This window comes from Salmonella sp. HY31, from assembly GCF_042604575.1.
Taxonomy (GTDB): domain Bacteria; phylum Pseudomonadota; class Gammaproteobacteria; order Enterobacterales; family Enterobacteriaceae; genus Salmonella; species Salmonella diarizonae.
The window spans coordinates 3237936-3259272 of record NZ_CP170479.1; the positions used below are offsets into that span (position 1 = coordinate 3237936).

Annotated in this window: 20 protein-coding genes; 10 read left to right on the forward strand and 10 right to left on the reverse strand. The window is 52.4% G+C overall.

Translation table 11 applies throughout. The features are described from left to right. Position 1 precedes the first annotated feature (1 nt). The 6 genes from tolQ to cydA all read right to left on the reverse strand — a co-directional run bounded on the left by tolQ (position 2) and on the right by cydA (position 4513). The gene (gene tolQ, locus ACE15A_RS15390) at positions 2-694 is read right to left on the reverse strand and encodes a Tol-Pal system protein TolQ (protein ID WP_000131318.1); all 693 of its coding nucleotides are present in this window, start codon (positions 692-694) and stop codon (positions 2-4) included. Then, entirely contained in the window at positions 691-1095 is a 405-nt protein-coding gene (ybgC, locus tag ACE15A_RS15395; protein ID WP_023247155.1) for a tol-pal system-associated acyl-CoA thioesterase, read from the reverse strand. The genes tolQ and ybgC overlap by 4 nt, the downstream gene beginning before the upstream one ends. 273 nt (positions 1096-1368) lie before the next feature. Then, complete coding sequence (ybgE, locus tag ACE15A_RS15400; protein WP_053510185.1) at positions 1369-1662, reverse strand: cyd operon protein YbgE; 294 nt, start codon at positions 1660-1662, stop codon at positions 1369-1371. After that, positions 1662-1775 (reverse strand): cytochrome bd-I oxidase subunit CydX, encoded by a 114-nt coding sequence (gene cydX, locus ACE15A_RS15405; protein ID WP_000270278.1) that lies wholly within the window; start codon positions 1773-1775, stop codon positions 1662-1664. Before cydX ends, ybgE begins: the two co-directional genes overlap by 1 nt. Positions 1776-1789: 14 nt before the next feature. Further along, positions 1790-2929 carry a cytochrome d ubiquinol oxidase subunit II gene (gene cydB, locus ACE15A_RS15410; RefSeq protein ID WP_000568255.1) on the reverse strand — a complete coding sequence of 380 codons (1140 nt, stop codon included), beginning with the start codon at positions 2927-2929 and terminating at the stop codon, positions 1790-1792. A 15-nt stretch (positions 2930-2944) separates the two neighbouring features. Beyond that, a complete protein-coding gene (gene cydA / locus ACE15A_RS15415; protein ID WP_000884369.1) occupies positions 2945-4513 on the reverse strand; it encodes a cytochrome ubiquinol oxidase subunit I in 1569 nt (522 codons plus the stop codon). A 1216-nt stretch (positions 4514-5729) separates the two neighbouring features. Between cydA and glmS the strand changes: the two genes are divergently transcribed. The 10 genes from glmS to cobO all read left to right on the forward strand — a co-directional run bounded on the left by glmS (position 5730) and on the right by cobO (position 16879). Then, entirely contained in the window at positions 5730-6179 is a 450-nt protein-coding gene (gene glmS, locus ACE15A_RS15420) for a methylaspartate mutase subunit S (RefSeq protein WP_053510187.1), read from the forward strand. Next, positions 6179-7567, forward strand: a complete 1389-nt coding sequence (gene glmL / locus ACE15A_RS15425) for a methylaspartate mutase accessory protein GlmL (protein WP_053510189.1) — start codon at positions 6179-6181, stop codon at positions 7565-7567. The genes glmS and glmL overlap by 1 nt, the downstream gene beginning before the upstream one ends. Before the next feature lie 18 nt (positions 7568-7585). Then, a complete protein-coding gene (locus tag ACE15A_RS15430) occupies positions 7586-9031 on the forward strand; it encodes a methylaspartate mutase subunit E (RefSeq protein ID WP_053510191.1) in 1446 nt (481 codons plus the stop codon). Beyond that, positions 9031-10272 carry a methylaspartate ammonia-lyase gene (locus ACE15A_RS15435; protein WP_053510193.1) on the forward strand — a complete coding sequence of 414 codons (1242 nt, stop codon included), beginning with the start codon at positions 9031-9033 and terminating at the stop codon, positions 10270-10272. Before ACE15A_RS15430 ends, ACE15A_RS15435 begins: the two co-directional genes overlap by 1 nt. A gap of 3 nt (positions 10273-10275) precedes the next feature. Beyond that, entirely contained in the window at positions 10276-11646 is a 1371-nt protein-coding gene (locus tag ACE15A_RS15440; RefSeq protein ID WP_053510195.1) for an acyclic terpene utilization AtuA family protein, read from the forward strand. Next, positions 11643-11960 (forward strand): DUF4387 domain-containing protein, encoded by a 318-nt coding sequence (locus ACE15A_RS15445; RefSeq protein WP_053510197.1) that lies wholly within the window; start codon positions 11643-11645, stop codon positions 11958-11960. The genes ACE15A_RS15440 and ACE15A_RS15445 overlap by 4 nt, the downstream gene beginning before the upstream one ends. Before the next feature lie 164 nt (positions 11961-12124). Next, the gene (locus ACE15A_RS15450) at positions 12125-13432 is read left to right on the forward strand and encodes a dicarboxylate/amino acid:cation symporter (RefSeq protein ID WP_053510198.1); all 1308 of its coding nucleotides are present in this window, start codon (positions 12125-12127) and stop codon (positions 13430-13432) included. 95 nt (positions 13433-13527) lie between these two features. Further along, a complete protein-coding gene (glsA, locus tag ACE15A_RS15455; protein WP_053510200.1) occupies positions 13528-14529 on the forward strand; it encodes a glutaminase A in 1002 nt (333 codons plus the stop codon). 84 nt (positions 14530-14613) lie between these two features. After that, positions 14614-16266 carry a class I fumarate hydratase gene (locus ACE15A_RS15460; protein ID WP_053510203.1) on the forward strand — a complete coding sequence of 551 codons (1653 nt, stop codon included), beginning with the start codon at positions 14614-14616 and terminating at the stop codon, positions 16264-16266. Between the two features lie 10 nt (positions 16267-16276). Beyond that, entirely contained in the window at positions 16277-16879 is a 603-nt protein-coding gene (gene cobO / locus ACE15A_RS15465) for a cob(I)yrinic acid a,c-diamide adenosyltransferase (RefSeq protein ID WP_053510206.1), read from the forward strand. Positions 16880-16927: 48 nt separating this feature from the next. Here cobO and ACE15A_RS15470 read toward each other — a convergent pair whose 3' ends face one another. The 4 genes from ACE15A_RS15470 to sucC all read right to left on the reverse strand — a co-directional run bounded on the left by ACE15A_RS15470 (position 16928) and on the right by sucC (position 21318). After that, positions 16928-17833 (reverse strand): LysR substrate-binding domain-containing protein, encoded by a 906-nt coding sequence (locus ACE15A_RS15470; RefSeq protein ID WP_053510208.1) that lies wholly within the window; start codon positions 17831-17833, stop codon positions 16928-16930. 354 nt (positions 17834-18187) lie between these two features. Next, complete coding sequence (locus ACE15A_RS15475) at positions 18188-19075, reverse strand: PocR ligand-binding domain-containing protein (RefSeq protein ID WP_053510210.1); 888 nt, start codon at positions 19073-19075, stop codon at positions 18188-18190. A 207-nt stretch (positions 19076-19282) separates the two neighbouring features. Further along, a complete protein-coding gene (gene sucD, locus ACE15A_RS15480) occupies positions 19283-20152 on the reverse strand; it encodes a succinate--CoA ligase subunit alpha (protein WP_023247158.1) in 870 nt (289 codons plus the stop codon). Then, positions 20152-21318 carry an ADP-forming succinate--CoA ligase subunit beta gene (gene sucC, locus ACE15A_RS15485; protein WP_001048614.1) on the reverse strand — a complete coding sequence of 389 codons (1167 nt, stop codon included), beginning with the start codon at positions 21316-21318 and terminating at the stop codon, positions 20152-20154. Before sucC ends, sucD begins: the two co-directional genes overlap by 1 nt. Between the last annotated feature and the right edge of the window lie 19 nt (positions 21319-21337).

Consider the following 21337-nt stretch of genomic DNA (forward strand, 5'->3'; position numbering starts at 1 on the left):
CTTACCCCTTGTTGCTTTCGCTTACGGTAAACGCCTGGCGGTGCAGAATCGCGGTGAACTCTTCCATAAAGTTGTCGTAATTCAGTTCCAGCTTGTTCACGCGCTGATTCAGTCGGTTGTAAGCCATAACCGCAGGAATGGCGGCAAACAGACCAATCGCCGTGGCAATCAATGCTTCTGCAATACCCGGCGCAACCATTTGCAGAGTCGCCTGTTTCACCGCCCCCAGGGCGATAAACGCATGCATAATCCCCCATACGGTGCCAAACAGACCGATATAAGGACTGATAGAGCCTACCGTGCCAAGAAACGGAATATGAGTTTCCAGCGTTTCCAGCTCTCGATTCATGGAGATACGCATCGCACGCGACGCCCCTTCTACCACTGCCTCCGGCGCATGGCTGTTGGCGCGATGAAGCCGGACAAACTCTTTGAAACCGCTATAAAAGATTTGTTCCGAGCCCGACAGACTATCGCGTCTCCCCTGGCTTTCCTGATACAGGCGCGATAGTTCGATTCCGGACCAAAATTTATCTTCAAACGCTTCCGCCTCACGCGCAGCGGCGTTCAGAATACGCGTTCGCTGGATAATGATGGCCCAAGATGCTATTGAAAAACCAATCAAAATCAACATGATAAGTTTAACCAGAAGGCTTGCCTTCAGGAACAAATCAAGGATATTCATGTCAGTCACTGCTTAAACTCCGCGACAATAGACTTAGGAAGCGCACGAGGCTTCATTTTGAGTGGATCAACGCAAACAATCAGAACCTCTGCTTCATTTAGCAGCGTGTTCTCTGCGTTGACAATGCGTTGCGTGAAAACCAAAGCGGTGCCACGCATTGACGTAATTTCTGTTTGAACTTCAAGCATATCGTCGAGCCGCGCAGGCGCATAGTATTCCAGCGTCATCCTGCGCACCACAAAGGCGACCCGCTCCGCCAGCAGCACCTGTTGGCTGAAGTGGTGGTGACGCAGCATCTCCGTGCGCGCTCTTTCATAAAAAGCGACATAACTGGCGTGATAAACTACACCGCCGGCGTCCGTGTCTTCGTAATAAACCCGAATCGGCCATCGAAACATATACTTATTCATTCCTGTTGCCTCTTTGTTAGCTTCATCCGCTCACCGCAGGTACTTATTCTTATAAGTTCCTGGTGGTTCGCGCACTCGCCGCCGCAATGCTTCAAGAATGCCCTTGTATATCGCGTTGTATTCACTTTACATCCCGGTAATGCAACAAAAGTAGAGCTTTTAAACGTTGCTACTATACGCGTGGGAATGAGGCTTGGGAATGGGGGAAAGTTAAGGGAGAGTAAAAATATATGGGCTTATGCAAGCCCCTATATTTTTAAGGAGGTTTCTTATTCACAAGAAGAAGAAAATCAGGCCGACGATGAGGACGATATCCGCAAGCAGCGGACAAAAAATCCCTTGCCAGTGTACGGATTCAAGGCAAAAACCCACGCCGTGGATTATGCCTGCGCAAACCGCCCACATCAGCAATAATCCGTGCCAGATTTCAAGCGTGCTGGTCCTCGCAGCAAATCGTGACGGGTCCCAGAACATACATCCTGCCAGCACTATCGCCATCACGAAGGAAAGCGCCCTTAACGGGCGCTTGTCCATTACCGCATACAGTTTTGCGATAATAGGGGTCATTAGCTTTCTTCTTGACCGGTTTTACCCGCTTCAACGTGCTCAAGCGCCAGGGCGGTAATGATCCCGAATGCACAGGCAAGAAGCGTTCCAAGAATCCATGCGAAATACCACATTTTAAGCTCCTTACTTAGTACAAAGAGTGGGTATTGCTTTCAATATGTTCTTTGGTGATACGACCGAACATTTTCCAGTAACACCAACTGGTGTAGATCAGAATGATCGGTACGAACACCGCCGCAACCCAGGTCATCAGGTTCAGCGTCATCTGGCTGGATGTCGCATCCCACATGGTCAGGCTAGCATTCATCATCGTGCTGGACGGCATCACAAACGGGAACATAGCGATACCCGCCGTCAGAATAATGCAGGCCAGAGTCAGCGAAGAGAACAGGAATGCCCACGCGCCTTTCTCCATACGGGAAGTCAGGATAGTCAGCAGCGGCAGAACCACGCCCAGTGCCGGAATCAACCACAGGATCGGAGCATTATTAAAGTTCACCAGCCAGGCGCCGGCTTCACGCGCCACTTCTTTAGTTAGCGGGTTAGAGGCGGCATGATGGTCAATCGCGGATGTCACGACATAACCATCAATACCATACATTACCCAAACGCCCGCCAGCGCAAAGCACACTAATGTCACCAGCGCCGCAATCTGCGAGGTGGCGCGCGCGCGCAGGTGCAGTTCGCCAACGGTACGCATTTGCAGGTAAGTCGCCCCCTGCGTGATGATCATCCCTACGCTTACGATGCCCGCCAGCAGACCAAACGGGTTCAGCAACTGGAAGAAGTTACCGGTGTAGTACAGACGCAGATACTCATCTACGTGGAACGGTACGCCCTGCAACAGATTGCCAAAGGCCACGCCAATCACCAGCGGCGGCACAAAACTACCGATGAACACGCCCCAGTCCCACATGTTGCGCCAGCGCGGGTCTTCAATCTTAGAGCGGTAATCAAAACCGACTGGACGGAAGAACAAAGACGCCAGCACAAGGATCATCGCCACATAGAAACCGGAGAACGCCGCGGCGTAAACCATCGGCCAGGCGGCAAACAATGCGCCACCCGCCGTGATCAACCACACCTGGTTACCGTCCCAGTGCGGGGCGATAGAGTTAATCATAATTCGACGCTCGGTGTCGTTACGACCGAGGAAACGGGTGAGCATCCCCACCCCCATGTCGAACCCATCGGTGACGGCGAAACCAATTAGCAAAATGCCAACCAGCAGCCACCAGATAAAACGTAGTACTTCATAATCGATCATTTGACGACTCCTGTCTTAGCGTGCCGGCTGAGAAGTCACGGTGGACTGCTCAAAGTGATAGCGACCGGTTTTCAGGCTGCTTGGGCCAAGGCGTGCAAATTTGAACATCAGGAACAATTCTGCCACCAGGAACAGGGTATACAGGCCGCAAATCAGGAACATGGAGAACAGCAGATCGCCCACGGTCAGCGATGAGTTCGCCACGGCAGTCGGCAACACTTCGCCGATCGCCCACGGCTGACGACCATACTCGGCGACAAACCAACCTGCTTCAACCGCAATCCACGGCAGTGGAATACCGTACAGCGCCGCGCGCAGAAGCCATTTTTTCTCACCGATGCGGTTACGAATCACGCTCCAGAAGGAGAGCGCGATGATCGCCAGCAGCAGGAAGCCGCATGCCACCATGATACGGAAGGCGAAGTACAGCGGCGCAACGCGAGGAATGGAATCTTTCGTCGCTTGCTGAATCTGCGCTTCGGTCGCGTCAGTCACATTAGGCGTATAGCGTTTCAGCAACAGACCGTAACCGAGATCTTTCTTCATGCTGTTGAACTGGTCGCGAACAGCCTGGTCGGTAGAACCGGCGCGCAGCTGTTCCAGCAGTTCATAGGCTTTCATCCCGTTACGGATACGCTCTTCATGCTGCACCATGAGGTCTTTCAGGCCAATAACCGGCGTGTCCACGGAACGCGTAGCGATAATGCCGAGCGCATAAGGGATCTGAATCGCCAGATGGTTTTCCTGTTTGTCCTGGTCAGGAATACCGAACAGGGTAAAGGAGGCCGGAGCAGGTTGCGTTTCCCATTCTGCTTCAATCGCAGCGAGCTTAGTTTTCTGCACGTCGCCCATTTCGTAACCGGATTCGTCGCCAAGTACGATAACGGACAGCACGGCAGCCATTCCGAAGCTGGCGGCAATAGCAAAGGAACGTTTAGCAAAGGCGAAGTCACGGCCTTTCAACATGTAGTAAGCGCTGATACCGAGGATGAACATCGCGCCGGTAACATAGCCGGACGCCACAGTGTGAACAAATTTCACCTGTGCTACCGGGTTCAGCACCAGCTCAGAGAAGCTCACCATTTCCATACGCATGGTTTCGAAATTGAAATCCGCAGCGATTGGGTTTTGCATCCAGCCGTTCGCTACCAGAATCCACAACGCGGAGAGGTTGGACCCCAGAGCCACCAGCCAGGTGACGCACATATGCTGAACTTTACTCAGACGATCCCAGCCGAAGAAGAACAGACCTACAAAGGTGGATTCGAGGAAGAAGGCCATTAAACCTTCGATTGCCAGCGGCGCACCGAAGATATCCCCAACATAGTGGGAGTAGTATGACCAGTTTGTCCCGAACTGGAACTCCATGGTCAAACCGGTAGCCACACCCAGAGCAAAGTTGATACCAAACAACTTGCCCCAGAACTTGGTCATATCTTTATAAATCTGTTTGCCGGAAAGGACGTATACCGTTTCCATAATGGCCAGCAGGAACGCCATACCGAGCGTTAGCGGCACAAACAGAAAGTGGTACATCGCGGTCAAGGCAAACTGTAAGCGCGACAGTTCGACTATATCTAACATCATGACTCCTTGCTCATCGCATGAAGACTCCGAGAGTGAACCCCGTTAGAAAGGGTCACACGCATGCCCCAATACAAATTTATTTGCCGCCTCTCATCGTACTATCCCCTCGGGAAGGAAACAGTAATGATGAAAGGTTACAAACATGTTAATAAAAAACCCAAATTGATCCCGCAAATATATTACGCCGTAAAACCCTTACAATAAACAGGTTTTTAGTGGGTCAGATTTGCTTTTTTCGACAGCGATCAATTTATGCCTAACCTATCGCTTTTCAGGGAATTTGATCACGGGCAATTTAACCAGTTTTGATGCTCTTTTCCAACATTTAAATATTGATTAAAATCAATTTTTAAAGTTAATGTTAATAATGTTTATTCATTGAATGCATGGTGAATTTTTTGTTAACTTTTTGTTTTTACAAAGAGTAATTTCCAACCCTCTGCAAAAAGAGGCTTATTCGGTAAGGCTAAACATTTTGTGCGTTTTTTACTGCCCCGCATCCAGTAAAAAACATTCCACATTGATGTTCAATTATTGCTAAATAGCTCACAGATTTTTTCTGCTGGTTATCAACACTTATTATTTTATACATTTAGTCTATTTTTATTTTACTTATAATTAACACCGCAAAGAAACTATCTCATTGCACACGCGCCCTCTGGCTCTCCACGTTAACCTTCACAGGCCTCCCCTCCTCTGTCAGCTATCAGCGCCGCTCATCGCGTCGGATTATCCCCTTAATTATTGCGGCCTGGCTTTCCAGCCCGTCAAGGTCAAACAAACAATTTATTAGCTAATTTTTCTTTATTTTAACAAAACAGTGTTCATCTCTATATAATAAATATATCGAAGATTCTGTTACTATCCTCACAAGTTTATCCTGAATTTCTACAGCGCTAATAGGCTAAAGGCTGATATTTGCCCCGAAAAATAAAACTGGAGTTATATCACAAAAATAACACATAGTTATTTTTGTAGTTTTTTTAGAAAGCAAAAACCCTCTCAGGAGAAACAAAACAACCATTTGATAATTAAGCTATTTTATATTTTCACAACCAAAATAATCATTTTAAGAAGGTTATTTTGAAAATAGATCAATTGCTTCACCCATCGCTTATAAAGACACTCATTCAATATTAACAGAGTGCAACTTCCCGCATTCTAAATATTAAAAGAAGCACTACTTTACAACAATCCCTGGAGAGGATTACCCATGAAAAAATCAACGCTTGTTATTGGCGTCATTGGCGCGGACTGCCATGCCGTAGGCAATAAAGTTTTAGATCGTGTTTTTACTGCCCATGATTTTCGCGTAATCAATCTGGGAGTAATGGTGAATCAGGATGAATATATTGACGCCGCCATCGAGACCGGCGCCGATGCGATCGTCGTTTCATCGATTTACGGGCATGGCGATATCGACTGCCTCGGACTACGCGAGCGCTGCATCGAACGCGGCATCGGCGACATCCTGTTGTATGTCGGCGGCAATCTGGTGGTCGGCAAGCATGACTTTGCCGGGGTGGAAGCAAAATTTAAAGAGATGGGCTTTAACCGCGTCTTCGCGCCAAGCCACGATCTTGAAGACGTTTGTCAGCTGATGGCGAACGATATCAACCAGCGCCACGGCGTGGAGCAGCATTGTCTTGAAGAGGCTCTGTGATGCAGATAGTTTCTGTCGATATCGGCTCAACATGGACGAAGGCCGCCCTCTTCGCCCAGGAAGGGGACGCATTAACGCTGGTTAATCACGCGCTGACGCCGACGACGACGCATCATCTGGCAGACGGATTTTTTGCCAGTCTGAACCAGGTGTTAAATGTCGCCGACGCGCGCCCCCTGCTGAAAAACGGCGACATACAGCTTAAATACTCCTCTTCCGCAAAAGGCGGGCTGGCCGTCGCCGCGATGGGGCTGGTGCCATCAATCACCCTGGAATCGGCGAAAGTCACCGCCCACTCCGCTGGCGCGAAAATCGCCCAGTATTACGCCTATAAACTCAACCAGCATGATATCGCCGAGCTGGAGGCCTCGCCGCCGGACATTCTGCTCTTCACCGGCGGTACTGACGGCGGCGAAGAGAGCTACGGTCTGGCTAACGCCCACGCGCTGGCGGAATCAGCGCTGGACTGCGCCATTATTTACGCCGGCAACCGCGACATTCAGGACCAAGTCCAGGCGATTCTGGGCCATAAAGATCTCATTACGGTGGACAATATTCTGCCCGATCTCGATCACCCCAATCCTTACGCCGCGCGCAAAGCGATTTGCGATGTCTTCCTGTCGCGCATCGTGAAAGGCAAAGGCCTGGACGTTATCGTCAGTGAAACCGGGGAAGAGCCAATGCCGACGCCGTGGACGGTTTACGAACTGGTGAAGGCGATAAGCGACATCGATAACGCATGGAAAGAGTTCATGCTCATCGACATGGGCGGCGCCACCACCGACGTTTACTCCGCCTGCGCCAATACGCTCTCGCCCGATACGGTGTTGCACGGCGTGCCGGAACCGTTCGTCAAACGTACCGTTGAAGGCGATCTGGGCATGCGCGTCTCCGCCGTCGTGGTGGGAGAAAGCACTGAAGAACTGGTGAAAGTGGTGTTCGCTCAACAGCCGGAGCGTCAGCAGGCTTTTTATCACTATTTGCGTCATCTGACGGCGCAGCCGGATTATCTGCCGCGCAGCGAAGAAGAACAGTACTTTGATACCCTCCTCGCCGGTTTGTGCGTCGGCTATGCCAGCGAGCGTCACGCAGGAACGAAAAAGCAGGTCTGCACCTGTGTCGGCAATGTCGATCTGCAGATGGGGCGCGATCTGACCACCGTGCGCAAAGTGATTGGTTCCGGCGGCTGGCTCTCCCGCGCCGGTCAGTTTGATATTCATCGCTGGTTGAAATACCGGGAGCTTAATGACGACGGCAAACGCATTCTCCTACCAAACCAGTTTGACTATTACCGTGATTCGAAAGGCCTGCTTCCTCTGCTGGCGAATGTCGCCAGACTCTACCCGCAGCTCGCCGCTCGCACCAGCATTCACTGTTTAACCCGATAAAAACTAAGGCAGCAACGAATGGAACTCCAGAATAAGAAGTTAACCCATGATGAATTCATGACCGAACGGCATCAGGTGTTGCAGACCTGGCATACCGGTAAAGAGGTTGAAAATTTTGAAGATGGTGTGAAGTATCAACAAACCATTCCTGAGCAAAAACGTTTCTCGCAGGCCTTGCTGAAGGCCGATCGGGAAGGCAGAACCCTGAGCCAGCCGCGCGCGGGCGTGGCGCTGATGGATGAGCACATTGCGCTGCTTAAAACCCTGCAGGAAGAGTGCGATCTGCTGCCCAGCACGATTGATGCCTATACCCGTCTGAACCGCTACGAAGAAGCGGCGGTCGGTATTCAGAAATCGATCGAGGCGGGAACCTCCAAACTGAACGGCTTGCCCGTAGTTAACCACGGCGTGGCGGCCTGCCGCCGGATGACCGAAGCGCTGGAAAAACCGATTCAGGTGCGTCACGGTACGCCGGATGCGCGCCTGCTGGCGGAAATTGCCATGGCCAGCGGCTTCACCAGCTACGAAGGCGGCGGCATCTCCTACAACATCCCTTATGCCAAACGCGTGACGCTGGAAAAATCGATCCGCGACTGGCAGTACTGCGACCGCCTGATGGGCATGTACGAAGAGCACGGCATTCGTATTAACCGCGAACCGTTCGGCCCGTTGACCGGGACGTTAATTCCGCCGTTTATGTCGCACGCGGTGGCGATTATCGAAGGCCTGCTGGCGCTGGAACAGGGTGTGAAATCCATCACCGTCGGCTACGGCCAGGTGGGTTGTCTGACCCAGGACATCGCGGCAATTCAGTCGCTGCGCGAACTGTCCCACGAATATTTCCAGAACTACGGCTATGACGATTATGAGCTGAGCACCGTATTCCATCAGTGGATGGGCGGTTTCCCGGAAGATGAATCCAAAGCGTTTGCCGTCATCTCCTGGGGCGCGGCGGTAGCGGGTATGTCCGGCGCGACCAAAGTCATTACCAAGAGCCCGCACGAAGCGTTCGGCATTCCAACCGCTGCCGCTAACGCGCAGGGGCTGAAAGCCTCACGCCAGATGCTCAATATGGTTAGCGATCAGAAATTCCCGCCCTGCCCCGCCGTCGACCAGGAAGTCGAGCTGATTAAGAGCGAAGTGCGCGCCGTACTGAAGAGAGTCTTTGAGTTAGGCAATGGCGATGTAGCGCGCGGAACGGTGCTGGCCTTCGAAGCGGGCGTACTGGATGTGCCTTTTGCGCCAGCCGCCTGCAACGCCGGCAAAATCCTGCCCGTACGCGATAACACCGGCGCGATTCGCGTGCTGGAAGCGGGCGCGGTTCCGCTGCCGCAGGACATTCTCGCTCTGCACCACGATTACGTCGCCGAGCGCGCGCATTTTGAAGGACGCAAGCCCTCATTCCAGATGGTTGTTGATGACATCAACGCGGTATCCCACAGTAAATTAATAGGAAGACCATAATGAAAATTAAACAAGCCCTTTTCACCGCGGGTTATTCTTCATTCTATTTTGACGATCAGCAGGCGATTAAAAACGGCGCGGGTCATGATGGATTCATTTATACCGGTGCGCCGGTCACCCCTGGCTTTACCTCCGTGCGCCAGGCTGGCGAATGCGTTTCCGTTCAGCTGATTCTGGAAAACGGCGCGGTGGCGGTTGGTGACTGCGCCGCCGTCCAGTACTCCGGCGCGGGCGGCCGCGATCCGCTGTTCCTCGCGGATCACTTTATCCCGTTCCTGAACACCCATATTAAGCCGCTGCTGGAAGGCCGCGATGTCGACACATTCCTGCCGAACGCCCGCTTCTTCGACAAGCTGCGCATTGACGGCAACCTGCTGCATACCGCCGTTCGCTATGGCCTTTCTCAGGCGCTGCTCGACGCTACCGCGCTGGCGACAGGCCGCCTGAAAACAGAAGTGGTGTGCGACGAATGGCAACTGCCGTGCGTACCGGAAGCCATTCCGTTATTTGGCCAGAGCGGTGACGATCGCTACATCGCCGTTGATAAAATGATCCTTAAAGGCGTCGATGTCCTGCCTCACGCACTGATCAACAATGTCGAAGAGAAGCTGGGTCTGAAAGGTGAAAAACTGCGTGAGTATGTGCGATGGTTGTCCGACCGTATTTTAAGTCTGCGTACCAGCCCACGCTATCACCCGACGCTGCATATCGACGTCTACGGCACGATCGGTCTGATCTTCGATATGGACCCGCTGCGCTGCGCTGAATATATCGCCAGCCTGGAAAAAGAGGCGCAGGGCCTGCCGCTGTACATTGAAGGCCCGGTCGACGCGGGCAATAAACCGGATCAAATCCGCCTGCTGACCGCGATTACCAAAGAGCTGACCCGCCAGGGCTCCGGCGTGAAGATTGTCGCCGACGAGTGGTGTAACACCTATCAGGATATCGTGGATTTCACCGACGCCGGTAGCTGTCACATGGTGCAGATCAAAACCCCGGATCTCGGTGGCATTCACAACATCGTTGACGCGGTGTTGTACTGCAACAAACACGCCATGGAGGCCTATCAGGGCGGAACCTGTAACGAAACCGAGATCAGCGCCCGCACCTGCGTCCACGTCGCGCTGGCCGCGCGCCCCATGCGGATGCTGGTGAAACCGGGGATGGGTTTCGATGAAGGTCTCGACATCGTATTTAACGAAATGACTCGCACCATCGCGCTGTTACAGGCTAAGGAGTGAGAGATGGCTCGTACCTTTAAAATTCTATCGCCGACCGCTATTCTGGGATATGGCTTCCCGGAGGAAAGTTTTCGCAAAGCGATGGAGGAATCGCCGGATCTGATTGCCGTCGATGCAGGTTCTTCCGATCCGGGCCCTCACTATCTGGGGGCAGGTAAGCCCTTTACCGATCGGGCCGGAGTGAAACGCGATCTGCGCTATATGATTACCGCTGGCGTAAAAAATAACATTCCGGTGGTGATCGGCACTGCCGGCGGTTCCGGCGCCGCGCCGCACCTGGCGTGGTGTCGCCAGATAATCCTTGAGATTGCGCAGGAAGAGAATCTCACTTTCTCACTGGCGCTTATCCCCTCCGATGTGGATAAAGCGATCGTCCATCAGGCGCTGGATAACGGCAAAATTACCGCGCTGGAGTTCGTGCCGGAACTGACCCACGAGGCCATTGAAGAAAGTACTTATATCGTCGCGCAAATGGGGATCGAGCCTTTCCAGCGGGCGCTGGAAGCCGGCGCGCAGGTGGTGCTGGGCGGCCGCGCCTATGATCCGGCCTGCTTCGCGGCGTTGCCAATTATGCAGGGCTTTGATGAAGGACTGGCGCTGCACTGCGGTAAGATCCTGGAGTGCGCGGCGATTGCCGCCACGCCGGGGTCCGGTTCCGACTGTGCAATGGGCATCATTGACGACAACGGCTTTACGCTGAAAACCTTCAATCCGCAACGTAAGTTCACCGAAACGTCCGCCGCGGCGCACACCCTGTATGAGAAATCCGATCCGTACTTCCTGCCGGGGCCGGGTGGCGTGCTGAATCTGAAAGGGTGCAGCTTTAAAGCCGTCAACGATGGCGAAGTGTACGTCAGCGGTTCCCGTCATGAAGCGACGCCATATGCGCTGAAACTGGAAGGCGCGCGTCAGGTCGGCTTCCGCTGCCTGACCATCGCCGGCACGCGCGACCCGATCATGATTGCCGGAATTGACACGATCCTTGACGAGGTGAAAGCCAGCGTGGCGCGTAATCTGTCTCTAACCGATGACAGCATCCGCATGACTTTCCATCTGTACGGGAAAAATGGCGTCATGGGCAACCATGAACCGATGCAAACCGCCGGACACGAACTGGGGATTCTGCTGGACGTGGTCGCCCCAACGCAGGATATCGCTAATAGCGTCTGTTCGCTGGTACGCTCTACCCTGCTGCATTACGGCTATGAAAACCGGATCGCCACTGCGGGCAACCTCGCCTTCCCGTTCTCGCCGTCTGATATTCAAAGCGGCCCGGTGTATGAGTTTTCTATTTACCATTTGATTGAAGCCAGCGATGCGTTGCGCTTTGATTTCCGCCTCGAACAGGTAACGCCAGAAGGAGTCCAGGCATGAAACAGTCTATTTGTTCACTGGCGCAGGTCATCCGATCCAAAAATGCTGGCCCCTACGAACTGGTATTAGATATTTTATTTAAGACCCGAGAGGATTATCAGCGCGTCAAAGCTTCGGAACAATTAACGCCGCAGCTTATTGCCGGTTTATATAATGTGAAGCCTGATTTTATTCATCGTATTATTTGGTTTGATCCGGCTAACGCCGTAAAAATCGTGATGCCCCGAGATATCATTTCCGGGAACGTCGGCGATAACGACGTATACGGCGCGCAACAACATGCACCCTTACTCGCTATTGAGTTAGAGCTGTAGGCATAAATATAACAACATCCATTGGGGTACAGGATTCTGCTGTTACTTCGTACTCCTGATTATTCATGCGGTTGGTCACAACAGACTAACGCTTGAGCGGTCTTTCGGCTCAGGCGTTCGCCGCCCTACAACTTATACGCCAACCTTTATCCGATGGAGCAATAATGAAGAAAATAAACTTAACAAAAATGATCATTTTAGGTTTGATACTCGGTATGATTGCCGGAGTGGTCATTAATAATATGGTCTCGGCAGGGGCCGCGAAAACATATGCTCAGGAAATTTCTATTTTCACCACTATTTTCTTACGCCTGGTGAAAATGATTATCGCCCCGTTGGTTATTTCAACTCTGGTCGTCGGTATTGCGAAAATGGGCGATGCCAAAACGCTGGGGCGTATCTTCTCTAAAACTTTTTTCCTGTTTATTTGCGCCTCGCTGTTATCCATTGCGCTCGGTCTGGTGATAATGAACTTATTCCAGCCGGGCGTGGGCATTAACTTTGTACCGCACGATGCGGGCGCCGTTGCCGCCGTTCAGTCCGAACCCTTCACTCTGAAGGTGTTTATTTCTCATGCCGTGCCGACCAGTATCGTGGATGCGATGGCGCGTAATGAAATTCTGCAAATTGTCGTGTTCTCTATTTTCCTCGGCTGCAGCCTGGCGGCAATCGGCGAAAAGGCGGAACCGATTGTTAAGGTGCTCGACTCACTGGTCTACGTGATGCTGAAACTGACCGGTTACGTAATGTTGTTCGCACCGTTAACCGTGTTTGCCGCGATTTCCGGACTGATTGCCGAACGCGGGCTGGGGGTAATGGTCAGCGCCGGGATCTTTATGGGTGAATTCTATCTGACGCTGGGTATGCTCTGGGCAATTCTGATTGGGCTGTCAGCCATGATTGTCGGCCCTTGCATCAGCCGTTTGACGAAAGCGATTTTCGAACCCGCGTTGCTGGCCTTCACCACTTCCAGCTCTGAAGCCGCGTTTCCCGGCACGCTGAATAAACTGGAGAAATTTGGCGTCTCGTCAAAAATCGCCAGCTTTGTCTTACCGATTGGCTACTCCTTTAACCTGGCCGGTTCGATGGCCTACTGCTCCTTTGCCACCGTATTTATCGCCCAGGCCTGTAACGTCCATCTCAGCATGGGCGAGCAGATCACTATGCTGCTGATCCTGATGCTGACCTCCAAAGGGATGGCGGGCGTACCGCGCGCGTCTATGGTGGTTATCGCCGCCACGCTTAACCAGTTCAATATTCCGGAAGCGGGTCTGATTCTGCTGATGGGCGTCGATCCATTCCTCGATATGGGCCGTTCCGCCACTAACGTGATGAGTAACGCAATGGGCGCGGCGATTGTCAGCCGTTGGGAAGGCGAACACTTCGGCGCAGGCTGTCGGGGTAAAGCCCCGGAGAAGGCGACGGAGCGGGAACAACCTGCCAACGAGCCGTCTGAAGTCGCGATGTCCTGATACGAAACACTTGCCGGATGGCGCCTGCTATAGGCCAGATAAGGGGCTTGTACCGCCATCCGGCAATATGATCATCAAACCAACAGGGTTGCACCATGAACGTAAAATTTTTTGGCGCGAGCATATTAACCTTCAGCTTATTGTTTAGCGTAAATACGCTGGCGCAAACCACGCCGGACTACGCCTCGCTTATCGAACAGGCGCACCAGAAGTTTAAAAGCAATCATGACGGTAAAGTCGCCGACTACATCCCCGCGCTGGCGACCTATAGCCCCAACAATTTCGCCATTACGCTCGCCACGGTCGACGGCAAAATTTATCAGGCTGGCGACGTGAAAAAAGCGTTTCCGATGGAGTCCCTGAGCAAAGTCTTCACGCTGGCGCTGGCGATGGAACAACACGGGCCGCAGGTAGTGCTGGATAAACTTGGCGCCAACGCCACCGGTCTGCCTTTTAATTCGGGTTTAGCCGTTGAACTCACCAAAGGCGCGCCGGAAAATCCGCTGGTCAATGCCGGCGCCATGAGCACCGTCAGCCTGATTGAGGCGAAAGACAAAACCGATCGCTGGAACAAAATCCTCGATAACCTGAACGCATGGGCCGATGCCTTACTCACCGTTAACGAACCCGTATTCCAGTCGGAAATGGAAACTAATCAGCACAACCAGGCGCTGGCGATGCTGATGAATTCTTATAACAGCTTTTATGGCAATACTCAGGAAGCCGTCGAAATTTATACCCGCCAGTGCTCCGTAGATATCACCGTTGAGCAGCTCGCCAAAATGGGCGCGGTACTCGCTAACAAAGGCAAATCGCCTTTCAACGGCAAGCAGTTGCTCAATGAAAGCTACGTGCCGCAGGTACTGGCGGAAATGGCGATAGCAGGGCTGTATGACGGCAGCGGCAAATGGCTGTACACCGTCGGTATGCCGGCGAAATCCGGCGTTGGCGGCGGGATGGTTGCTGTAGTACCGGGGCAATACGCTATCGCTGTCTACTCTCCGCCGCTGGATGAGGCCGGTAATAGCGTTCGCGCCCAGCAAACTATTGCGTATATCGCCCATGCGACACAGGCCAATCTCTTTATAGCGCATTAAATAATGTCGGCTCGCGCATTTTCCCAGGCCGGATAGCACGGTACGCCGCTATCCGGCAAAAAAACTTAAAGGTGAGAAGTAACTATGTCAAAACCATTTGTCTGGCAGGAACTTTTTGTTCAGAGTGAAGATAATACGGAATATCAACTCCTCAGCGATCGGTATGTTACGGTGAGAGAGCTGGATGGCGAAGAGGTAATTAGCGTAGCGCCGGAAGCGCTGACCCTGTTGGCGCAACACGCCTTTTACGAAGCCTCTTTCTTTTTGCGCGCCGCGCACTTGCAACAGATTGCCGACATTCTGCACGACCCGCAGGCCAGTCATAATGACCAGTACGTCGCCCTGCAACTATTACGTAACGCCGAAGTGTCGGCCAAAGGCGTTCTGCCGAACTGCCAGGACACCGGCACCGCCACGATTGTCGCAAGCAAAGGGCAGCGTATCTGGACTGGCGGCGATGATGCCGAGGCGTTAAGTAAAGGCGTCTATCTTACCTTTCAGGAAAATAATCTGCGTTATTCGCAAAATGCGCCGCTGGATATGTATACCGAGGTGAATACCCAAACCAACCTTCCCGCGCAGATAGACATTAGCGCCACGCCGGGCAGCGAATACCGTTTCCTGTTCGTCAATAAAGGCGGCGGTTCGGCCAATAAAGCCGCGCTATTCCAGGAGACAAAGTCAATTCTGCAGCCGGAAAAACTCACCGCATTCCTGGTAGAAAAAATGAAAACGCTGGGAACCGCCGCCTGCCCGCCGTACCACATCGCTTTTGTCGTGGGCGGCTTATCCGCCGACCAGGCGCTGAAAACGGCGAAACTGGCCTCAACCAAATATTACGATAACCTGCCTGACCACGGGAATGAACTGGGCCAGGCGTTCCGCGATACCGAGCTTGAGACCGCTCTACTCAACGCCAGCCGCGAATTTGGCATTGGCGCACAGTTTGGCGGTAAGTATTTCGCCCACGACATCCGCGTGATCCGCCTGCCTCGCCACGGTGGCTCCTGCCCCATCGCGATGGCGCTCTCCTGCTCCGCCGACCGTAACATCAAAGCGAAAATCAATAAACACGGTATCTGGCTGGAAAAACTTGAGCACCATCCGGGAAAATTTATTCCTGAATCCTGCCGCGTGGAAAATAACGCGCAAAGCATTCAGCTCGACCTGAATCGTCCGCTATGCGATATCCGGCGCGATCTCGCCGCGCTACCGGTCGGCACGCGTCTTTCATTAAGCGGCCCGATTGTGGTCGCCCGCGACATTGCCCATGCCAAAATTAAAGCGCGGCTGGATAGCGGCGAACCGATGCCGGACTATATGAAAAACCATATCGTCTACTATGCCGGCCCGGCCAAAACACCGGACAACCTTGCCTGCGGATCGCTTGGCCCAACCACCGGCGGGCGCATGGATGGCTATGTGGACGCCTTCCAGGCGGCGGGCGGTAGTTTAATCATGCTCTCGAAAGGCAACCGCAGCCAACAGGTGACCGAAGCGTGCCGGAAGCATGGCGGCTTTAACCTCGGCAGTATCGGCGGCGCGGCGGCCCTACTGGCGCAGCAGTATGTAAAAAACCTGCGCTGCCTCGAATACCCCGAACTGGGAATGGAAGCGGTCTGGATGATGGAAGTCGAAGGTCTGCCCGCCTTCGTACTGGTGGACGACAAAGGCAATAATTTCTTCAGCCAGTTTGAGCAACAGCATCGCTGCGCCTCCTGTCCGGCAGGCCAGTAAGGAGATCTTAATGGAAACGCGAGACAATACCGAACGCCATCGCCAACGGCAGCAGAGGCTAAAAACGCAGGTGGATACCCGCGTGGCGGCGGCGACGGTTAAAAAAGGGGTGCTGATCGTCTTTACCGGCAATGGAAAAGGTAAGTCTACCGCCGCCTTCGGCACCGTGACACGCGCCGTCGGCCATCACAAAACGGTTGGCGTCGCGCAGTTCATCAAAGGCCAGTGGGATAACGGCGAATACAACGTGCTGCATCCGCTTGGCGTGGAATTCCATATTATGGGAACCGGCTTTACCTGGGAGACGCAGGATCGCGAAGCGGACAAAGAGGCGGCAGAAGCGGTCTGGCTGGAGAGTAAGCGAATGCTGGCCGATCCGCGCTACGATCTGGTCGTGCTGGATGAGTTGACCTGGATGCTGTCTTATCACTATCTGGAGACCCAGGAGGTGATCGACGCGATTAGCAACCGTCCTCCGGCGCAAAGCGTGATCGTTACCGGACGCGGATGCCACGCCCGGCTTCTGGAGCTCGCCGATACGGTTAGCGAGCTTCGCCCGGTGAAACACGCTTTTGACAGTGGGATTCAGGCGCAGGCGGGTATTGACTGGTAACATATTTTATGCCGGATGGCGCTTGTGCGCTTATCCGGCTTATTGAGCTTAGTTCTCCCTGGAAACCGCTGATTTTTTCAATAGCCACTCGCGAAAGACCTGAAGATGACAGGACTCCGTTTTATCTTCGCGCCAGGTCATGATAAACCGATTCCCGGTACGTATCGGGACATCACACGGAATCACCATATCGCCATTATCCAGATCGTGCTGAATGGCAAACCGGGGCAATAGCGCCACACCCAGGTTAGAGCGCACCGCCGCGATCAGCATCGACAAGAGATCAAAACGCGGTCCTTTATTGACCTGTAGGCTGCTGACGCCTGAAAGCGCGAACCACTCCTGCCAGCCATTGATGCGCGTGCTTTGGTGCAAAAGCGTAAATTCGTTCAGTAGCTCATCAACCGCCAGCTTTTGCCGCGGCTGAGACAGTAAGCTCCCGCTGCATACCGGCAAAATCTCTTCTTCGAATAAGTATTCTCTTTCTGACCACGGAGAACAGAAGTCCTCCCGCATAATGGCGGCGTCGTACTCCCGGTTAAGAAAATCGCCAATATTGGCCAGCGAATGGATATTGACAATAATATCCGGATTTAATTTATTAAATTCACGTAAGTTCGGGATTAGCCAGTGGGTACTAAAAGTGGGATTTACCGCCAGTTCGATAACCTGAACGGTAGGTTGCCAGGTCATAATAGAGTTTGTATCTCGCTCCAGTTTGTTAAGCGTTTCTTTAACGATACTCAGATAATGCTTTCCGGCAGCATTTAAAAAAATCCTTTTTTTGGCATGATTAAATAATGAGGTATGCAAAAATTCTTCCAGCGCATTCACTTGTCTGAACACCGCACTCTGCGTTAGCGCCAGCTCCTCGGCTGCCCGGGTATAACTTTCGTGACGCGCGACTACTTCGAAGGTTACCAGCAATTCAGTCTTGGGTATTTTTCCTCTCATAACGTCTTCCATATGCAGCGTACAAAAAAAGTTTAAATAATAAAATTAATATAGCCACTCAGATTCCCACTGAGAGTTATATTTTATTTCCTCTATAAATTTCATTGACCCATCCCATGTTTCAGACATACTGGTGGCGATCAAATATTAACCAATAATACGCAACTACAGCAATAAACACAATTTAAACGTGATTAATTGCGAACGGATAGTGTCAATAAGTTCTTAATAATTTCTCAAGTTAACCTGTCTCAACCTGAAAAAGTTCATGTAGTTTATAAAACACTTTCTCTAATACTTCAGGAAAATAATACCTGTGTTCTTATTAGCAAAAAGAGATGTTTTATTACATCGTTAAACAAGCGATTTACGCCGGCGGTACATCTGGGGAGACATGTGATAGGTAGCATGAAAAACACGGCAAAAATAACTGGTTTGCGCGTATTGCAGCTTTCTGGCGATATTATCGATGGTCTGATCGGTATGACAAAGTAACTCACCGGCGCGCTGCATTCGTCTTTGATTAACCCAGGTTTTAAAGTTTATACCCTGCCGTTTTTTAAAGAAACGGCTAAAATAGTTCGGACTCAGACAAACATACGCGGCCACAGATTCAAGCGTCAATTCGCTATAGAGGTTATCTTCAATATAACGCAATGCGGCAACGCGTTTTTTCTCATGTCGGGAAAGAGAATGATCCGCCTCAGTTACCGCTATCAGATTTTCCTGAGCATCGGCATCACTATTTGACGAGAGAGAGTTAATGACAAAACTGAGTAAATTTACCGCCGCCGTCAAACGATTATTATCAATGATCTTTAGATTCTGCCATACACGGTTTAAGAGCGCGTCATTCTCCCAGTCAGCAATATTCATCAAATCAATAGCCCTGTACTCCTGATATTTTACCCGCACCTTACCACAAAGAATAAAACCGCAAACCTGCTGATTGTCCACTAACGGAACAGCGAAAAAGCTTAATCCGGCATAACAGTTCAGGATCTGCGGTTTTGCCATATGTAAAGCGTGCCAGGCGCAATATCTGTCGCATTGCTGGCAATATTGCGCGTAATCATCATGAGCGCGCATCAGGGCGCAAAACGGATTGCAGACCATATTTTCGGCCTGCGTTTTCCCGTTAATATCAACAACGAAAGTGGTAAAGTCAGTCGCCGCAGTAAAAAGCCTGGCGAGGGTATAAAAACGTTGTAAATAGCGTTCCTGACGACATGGCAGTGACATACGTATTCCCCGGCAATGGCTCGACTAAAGGCAATAATATGCCGTATTGTCTCTCAGGGAAAAATGATGCTTTTCGCAAAAAATAATACCTTTTAAACAAAACAACATGAGTCGCAGGCAAGACATCGCCATAAAAAAGGCCACCGCAAAGGTGGCCAACCATGTCGAAAACGGACATTTATCTGTTCCCTCAGGAACAGCGAGTTTTTATTTTATAATTGCTTTCAGCGCTTCACCGATATCGGCCAGGCTGCGAACGGTTTTCACGCCTGCGGCTTCCAGCGCGGCGAATTTTTCATCCGCAGTGCCTTTACCACCCGCAATGATGGCGCCCGCGTGGCCCATACGCTTGCCTTTCGGCGCGGTGACGCCCGCGATATAACCGACAACCGGCTTGGTGACGTGATCTTTAATGTACGCCGCCGCCTCTTCTTCCGCGCTACCGCCGATCTCGCCGATCATCACGATTGCTTCAGTCTGCGGATCTTCCTGGAACAGCTTCAGGATATCAATGAAGTTAGAGCCCGGAATCGGGTCGCCGCCGATACCCACACAGGTAGACTGGCCGAAACCGTAATCGGTGGTCTGCTTAACCGCTTCATAGGTCAGCGTACCGGAACGGGAAACGATACCCACTTTACCCGGCTGGTGAATGTGACCCGGCATGATGCCGATTTTGCATTCGCCCGGGGTGATAACGCCTGGACAGTTCGGGCCGATCATGCGTACGCCAGCTTCATCCAGCTTCACCTTCACGGTCAACATATCCAGCGTCGGGATACCTTCGGTGATGGTGATAATCAGTTTGATGCCCGCATCGATCGCTTCCAGAATGGAGTCTTTGCAGAACGGCGCCGGAACGTAGATAACGGTGGCGGTTGCGCCGGTCGCTTCTACCGCTTCGCGGACGGTGTTGAACACCGGCAGACCCAAATGCGTGGTGCCGCCTTTACCTGGCGTCACGCCGCCCACCATCTGCGTACCGTAAGCGATCGCCTGCTCGGAGTGGAACGTCCCCTGGCTACCGGTAAAGCCCTGACAGATAACCCTGGTGTTTTTATCGATTAAAACGGACATTATTTCCCCTCCACTGCGGCAACAACCTGCTGAGCTGCATCCGTCAGACTTTTCGCTGCAATAATATTCAGGCCGCTGTCAGCCAGTTTCTTCGCGCCGAGTTCGGCGTTATTGCCTTCCAGACGCACCACCACCGGAACATTAACGCCCACTTCTTCCACCGCACCGATGATACCGTCGGCAATCAGGTCACAACGGACGATACCGCCGAAGATGTTAACCAGAACCGCTTTCACGTTGTCATCCGAGAGGATGATTTTAAACGCTTCGGTTACGCGCTCTTTGGTCGCGCCGCCACCAACGTCAAGGAAGTTAGCCGGTTCGCCGCCATGCAGCTTAACGATGTCCATGGTGCCCATCGCCAGGCCCGCGCCGTTAACCATGCAACCGATGTTGCCGTCCAGCGCGACGTAGTTCAGTTCCCACTGCGCCGCCTGGGCTTCACGCGGGTCTTCCTGCGACTGGTCGCGCATTTCACGCAGATCCGGCTGGCGGAACAGCGCGTTGCCGTCAGCGCCCAGCTTGCCGTCGAGGCAAATCAGATCGCCCTGCTTAGTGATAACCAGCGGATTGATTTCGATTAGCGCCAGGTCGCGCTCAAGGAAAATGGTTGCCAGGCCCATAAAGATTTTGGTGAACTGCTGCACCAGTTTACCTTCCAGACCCAGTTTGAACGCCAGTTCACGCCCCTGATAAGGCATCGGGCCGGTTAGCGGATCGAGCGCAACTTTGTGGATCAGGTGCGGGGTTTCCTCCGCGACTTTTTCGATCTCCACGCCGCCTTCGGTAGATGCCATAAAGACCACGCGACGGGAACTACGGTCAACAACCGCGCCGAGATACAGTTCTTTGCCGATATCGGTCGCCGCTTCAACCAGAATCTGGTTTACCGGTTGGCCATTAGCGTCTGTTTGATAGGTCACCAGACGTTTGCCCAGCCAGTTTTCCGCAAAGGCGCGAATGTCCTCTTTGCTGTTTACCACCTTCACACCGCCCGCTTTGCCGCGGCCGCCAGCGTGAACCTGACATTTCACTACCCACGGGCCGGCGCCGATTTTAGACGCGGCTTCTTCGGCTTCACGCGGAGTAGTACAGGCATAACCCACCGGCGCCGGTAAGCCATAGCGGGCAAAAAGTTGTTTTGCCTGATATTCATGTAAGTTCATGTGTTCTGTCCATCCTTCA

Bases quoted from the DNA above. Each gene is read 5' to 3' on its own strand.
- ACE15A_RS15450 (WP_053510198.1), top strand. From the start codon at position 12,125: ATGAAGAAAATAAACTTAACAAAAATGATCATTTTAGGTTTGATACTC.
- glmL (WP_053510189.1), top strand. From the start codon at position 6,179: ATGCAGATAGTTTCTGTCGATATCGGCTCAACATGGACGAAGGCCGCC.
- glmS (WP_053510187.1), top strand. From the start codon at position 5,730: ATGAAAAAATCAACGCTTGTTATTGGCGTCATTGGCGCGGACTGCCAT.
- sucD (WP_023247158.1), bottom strand. From the start codon at position 20,152: ATGTCCGTTTTAATCGATAAAAACACCAGGGTTATCTGTCAGGGCTTT.
- cydX (WP_000270278.1), bottom strand. From the start codon at position 1,775: ATGTGGTATTTCGCATGGATTCTTGGAACGCTTCTTGCCTGTGCATTC.
- ACE15A_RS15460 (WP_053510203.1), top strand. From the start codon at position 14,614: ATGTCAAAACCATTTGTCTGGCAGGAACTTTTTGTTCAGAGTGAAGAT.
- ACE15A_RS15430 (WP_053510191.1), top strand. From the start codon at position 7,586: ATGGAACTCCAGAATAAGAAGTTAACCCATGATGAATTCATGACCGAA.
- ACE15A_RS15440 (WP_053510195.1), top strand. From the start codon at position 10,276: ATGGCTCGTACCTTTAAAATTCTATCGCCGACCGCTATTCTGGGATAT.
- ACE15A_RS15445 (WP_053510197.1), top strand. From the start codon at position 11,643: ATGAAACAGTCTATTTGTTCACTGGCGCAGGTCATCCGATCCAAAAAT.
- cydB (WP_000568255.1), bottom strand. From the start codon at position 2,929: ATGATCGATTATGAAGTACTACGTTTTATCTGGTGGCTGCTGGTTGGC.
- ACE15A_RS15435 (WP_053510193.1), top strand. From the start codon at position 9,031: ATGAAAATTAAACAAGCCCTTTTCACCGCGGGTTATTCTTCATTCTAT.
- ybgC (WP_023247155.1), bottom strand. From the start codon at position 1,095: ATGAATAAGTATATGTTTCGATGGCCGATTCGGGTTTATTACGAAGAC.
- glsA (WP_053510200.1), top strand. From the start codon at position 13,528: ATGAACGTAAAATTTTTTGGCGCGAGCATATTAACCTTCAGCTTATTG.
- cydA (WP_000884369.1), bottom strand. From the start codon at position 4,513: ATGTTAGATATAGTCGAACTGTCGCGCTTACAGTTTGCCTTGACCGCG.
- ACE15A_RS15475 (WP_053510210.1), bottom strand. From the start codon at position 19,075: ATGTCACTGCCATGTCGTCAGGAACGCTATTTACAACGTTTTTATACC.
- sucC (WP_001048614.1), bottom strand. From the start codon at position 21,318: ATGAACTTACATGAATATCAGGCAAAACAACTTTTTGCCCGCTATGGC.
- cobO (WP_053510206.1), top strand. From the start codon at position 16,277: ATGGAAACGCGAGACAATACCGAACGCCATCGCCAACGGCAGCAGAGG.
- ybgE (WP_053510185.1), bottom strand. From the start codon at position 1,662: ATGACCCCTATTATCGCAAAACTGTATGCGGTAATGGACAAGCGCCCG.
- ACE15A_RS15470 (WP_053510208.1), bottom strand. From the start codon at position 17,833: ATGAGAGGAAAAATACCCAAGACTGAATTGCTGGTAACCTTCGAAGTA.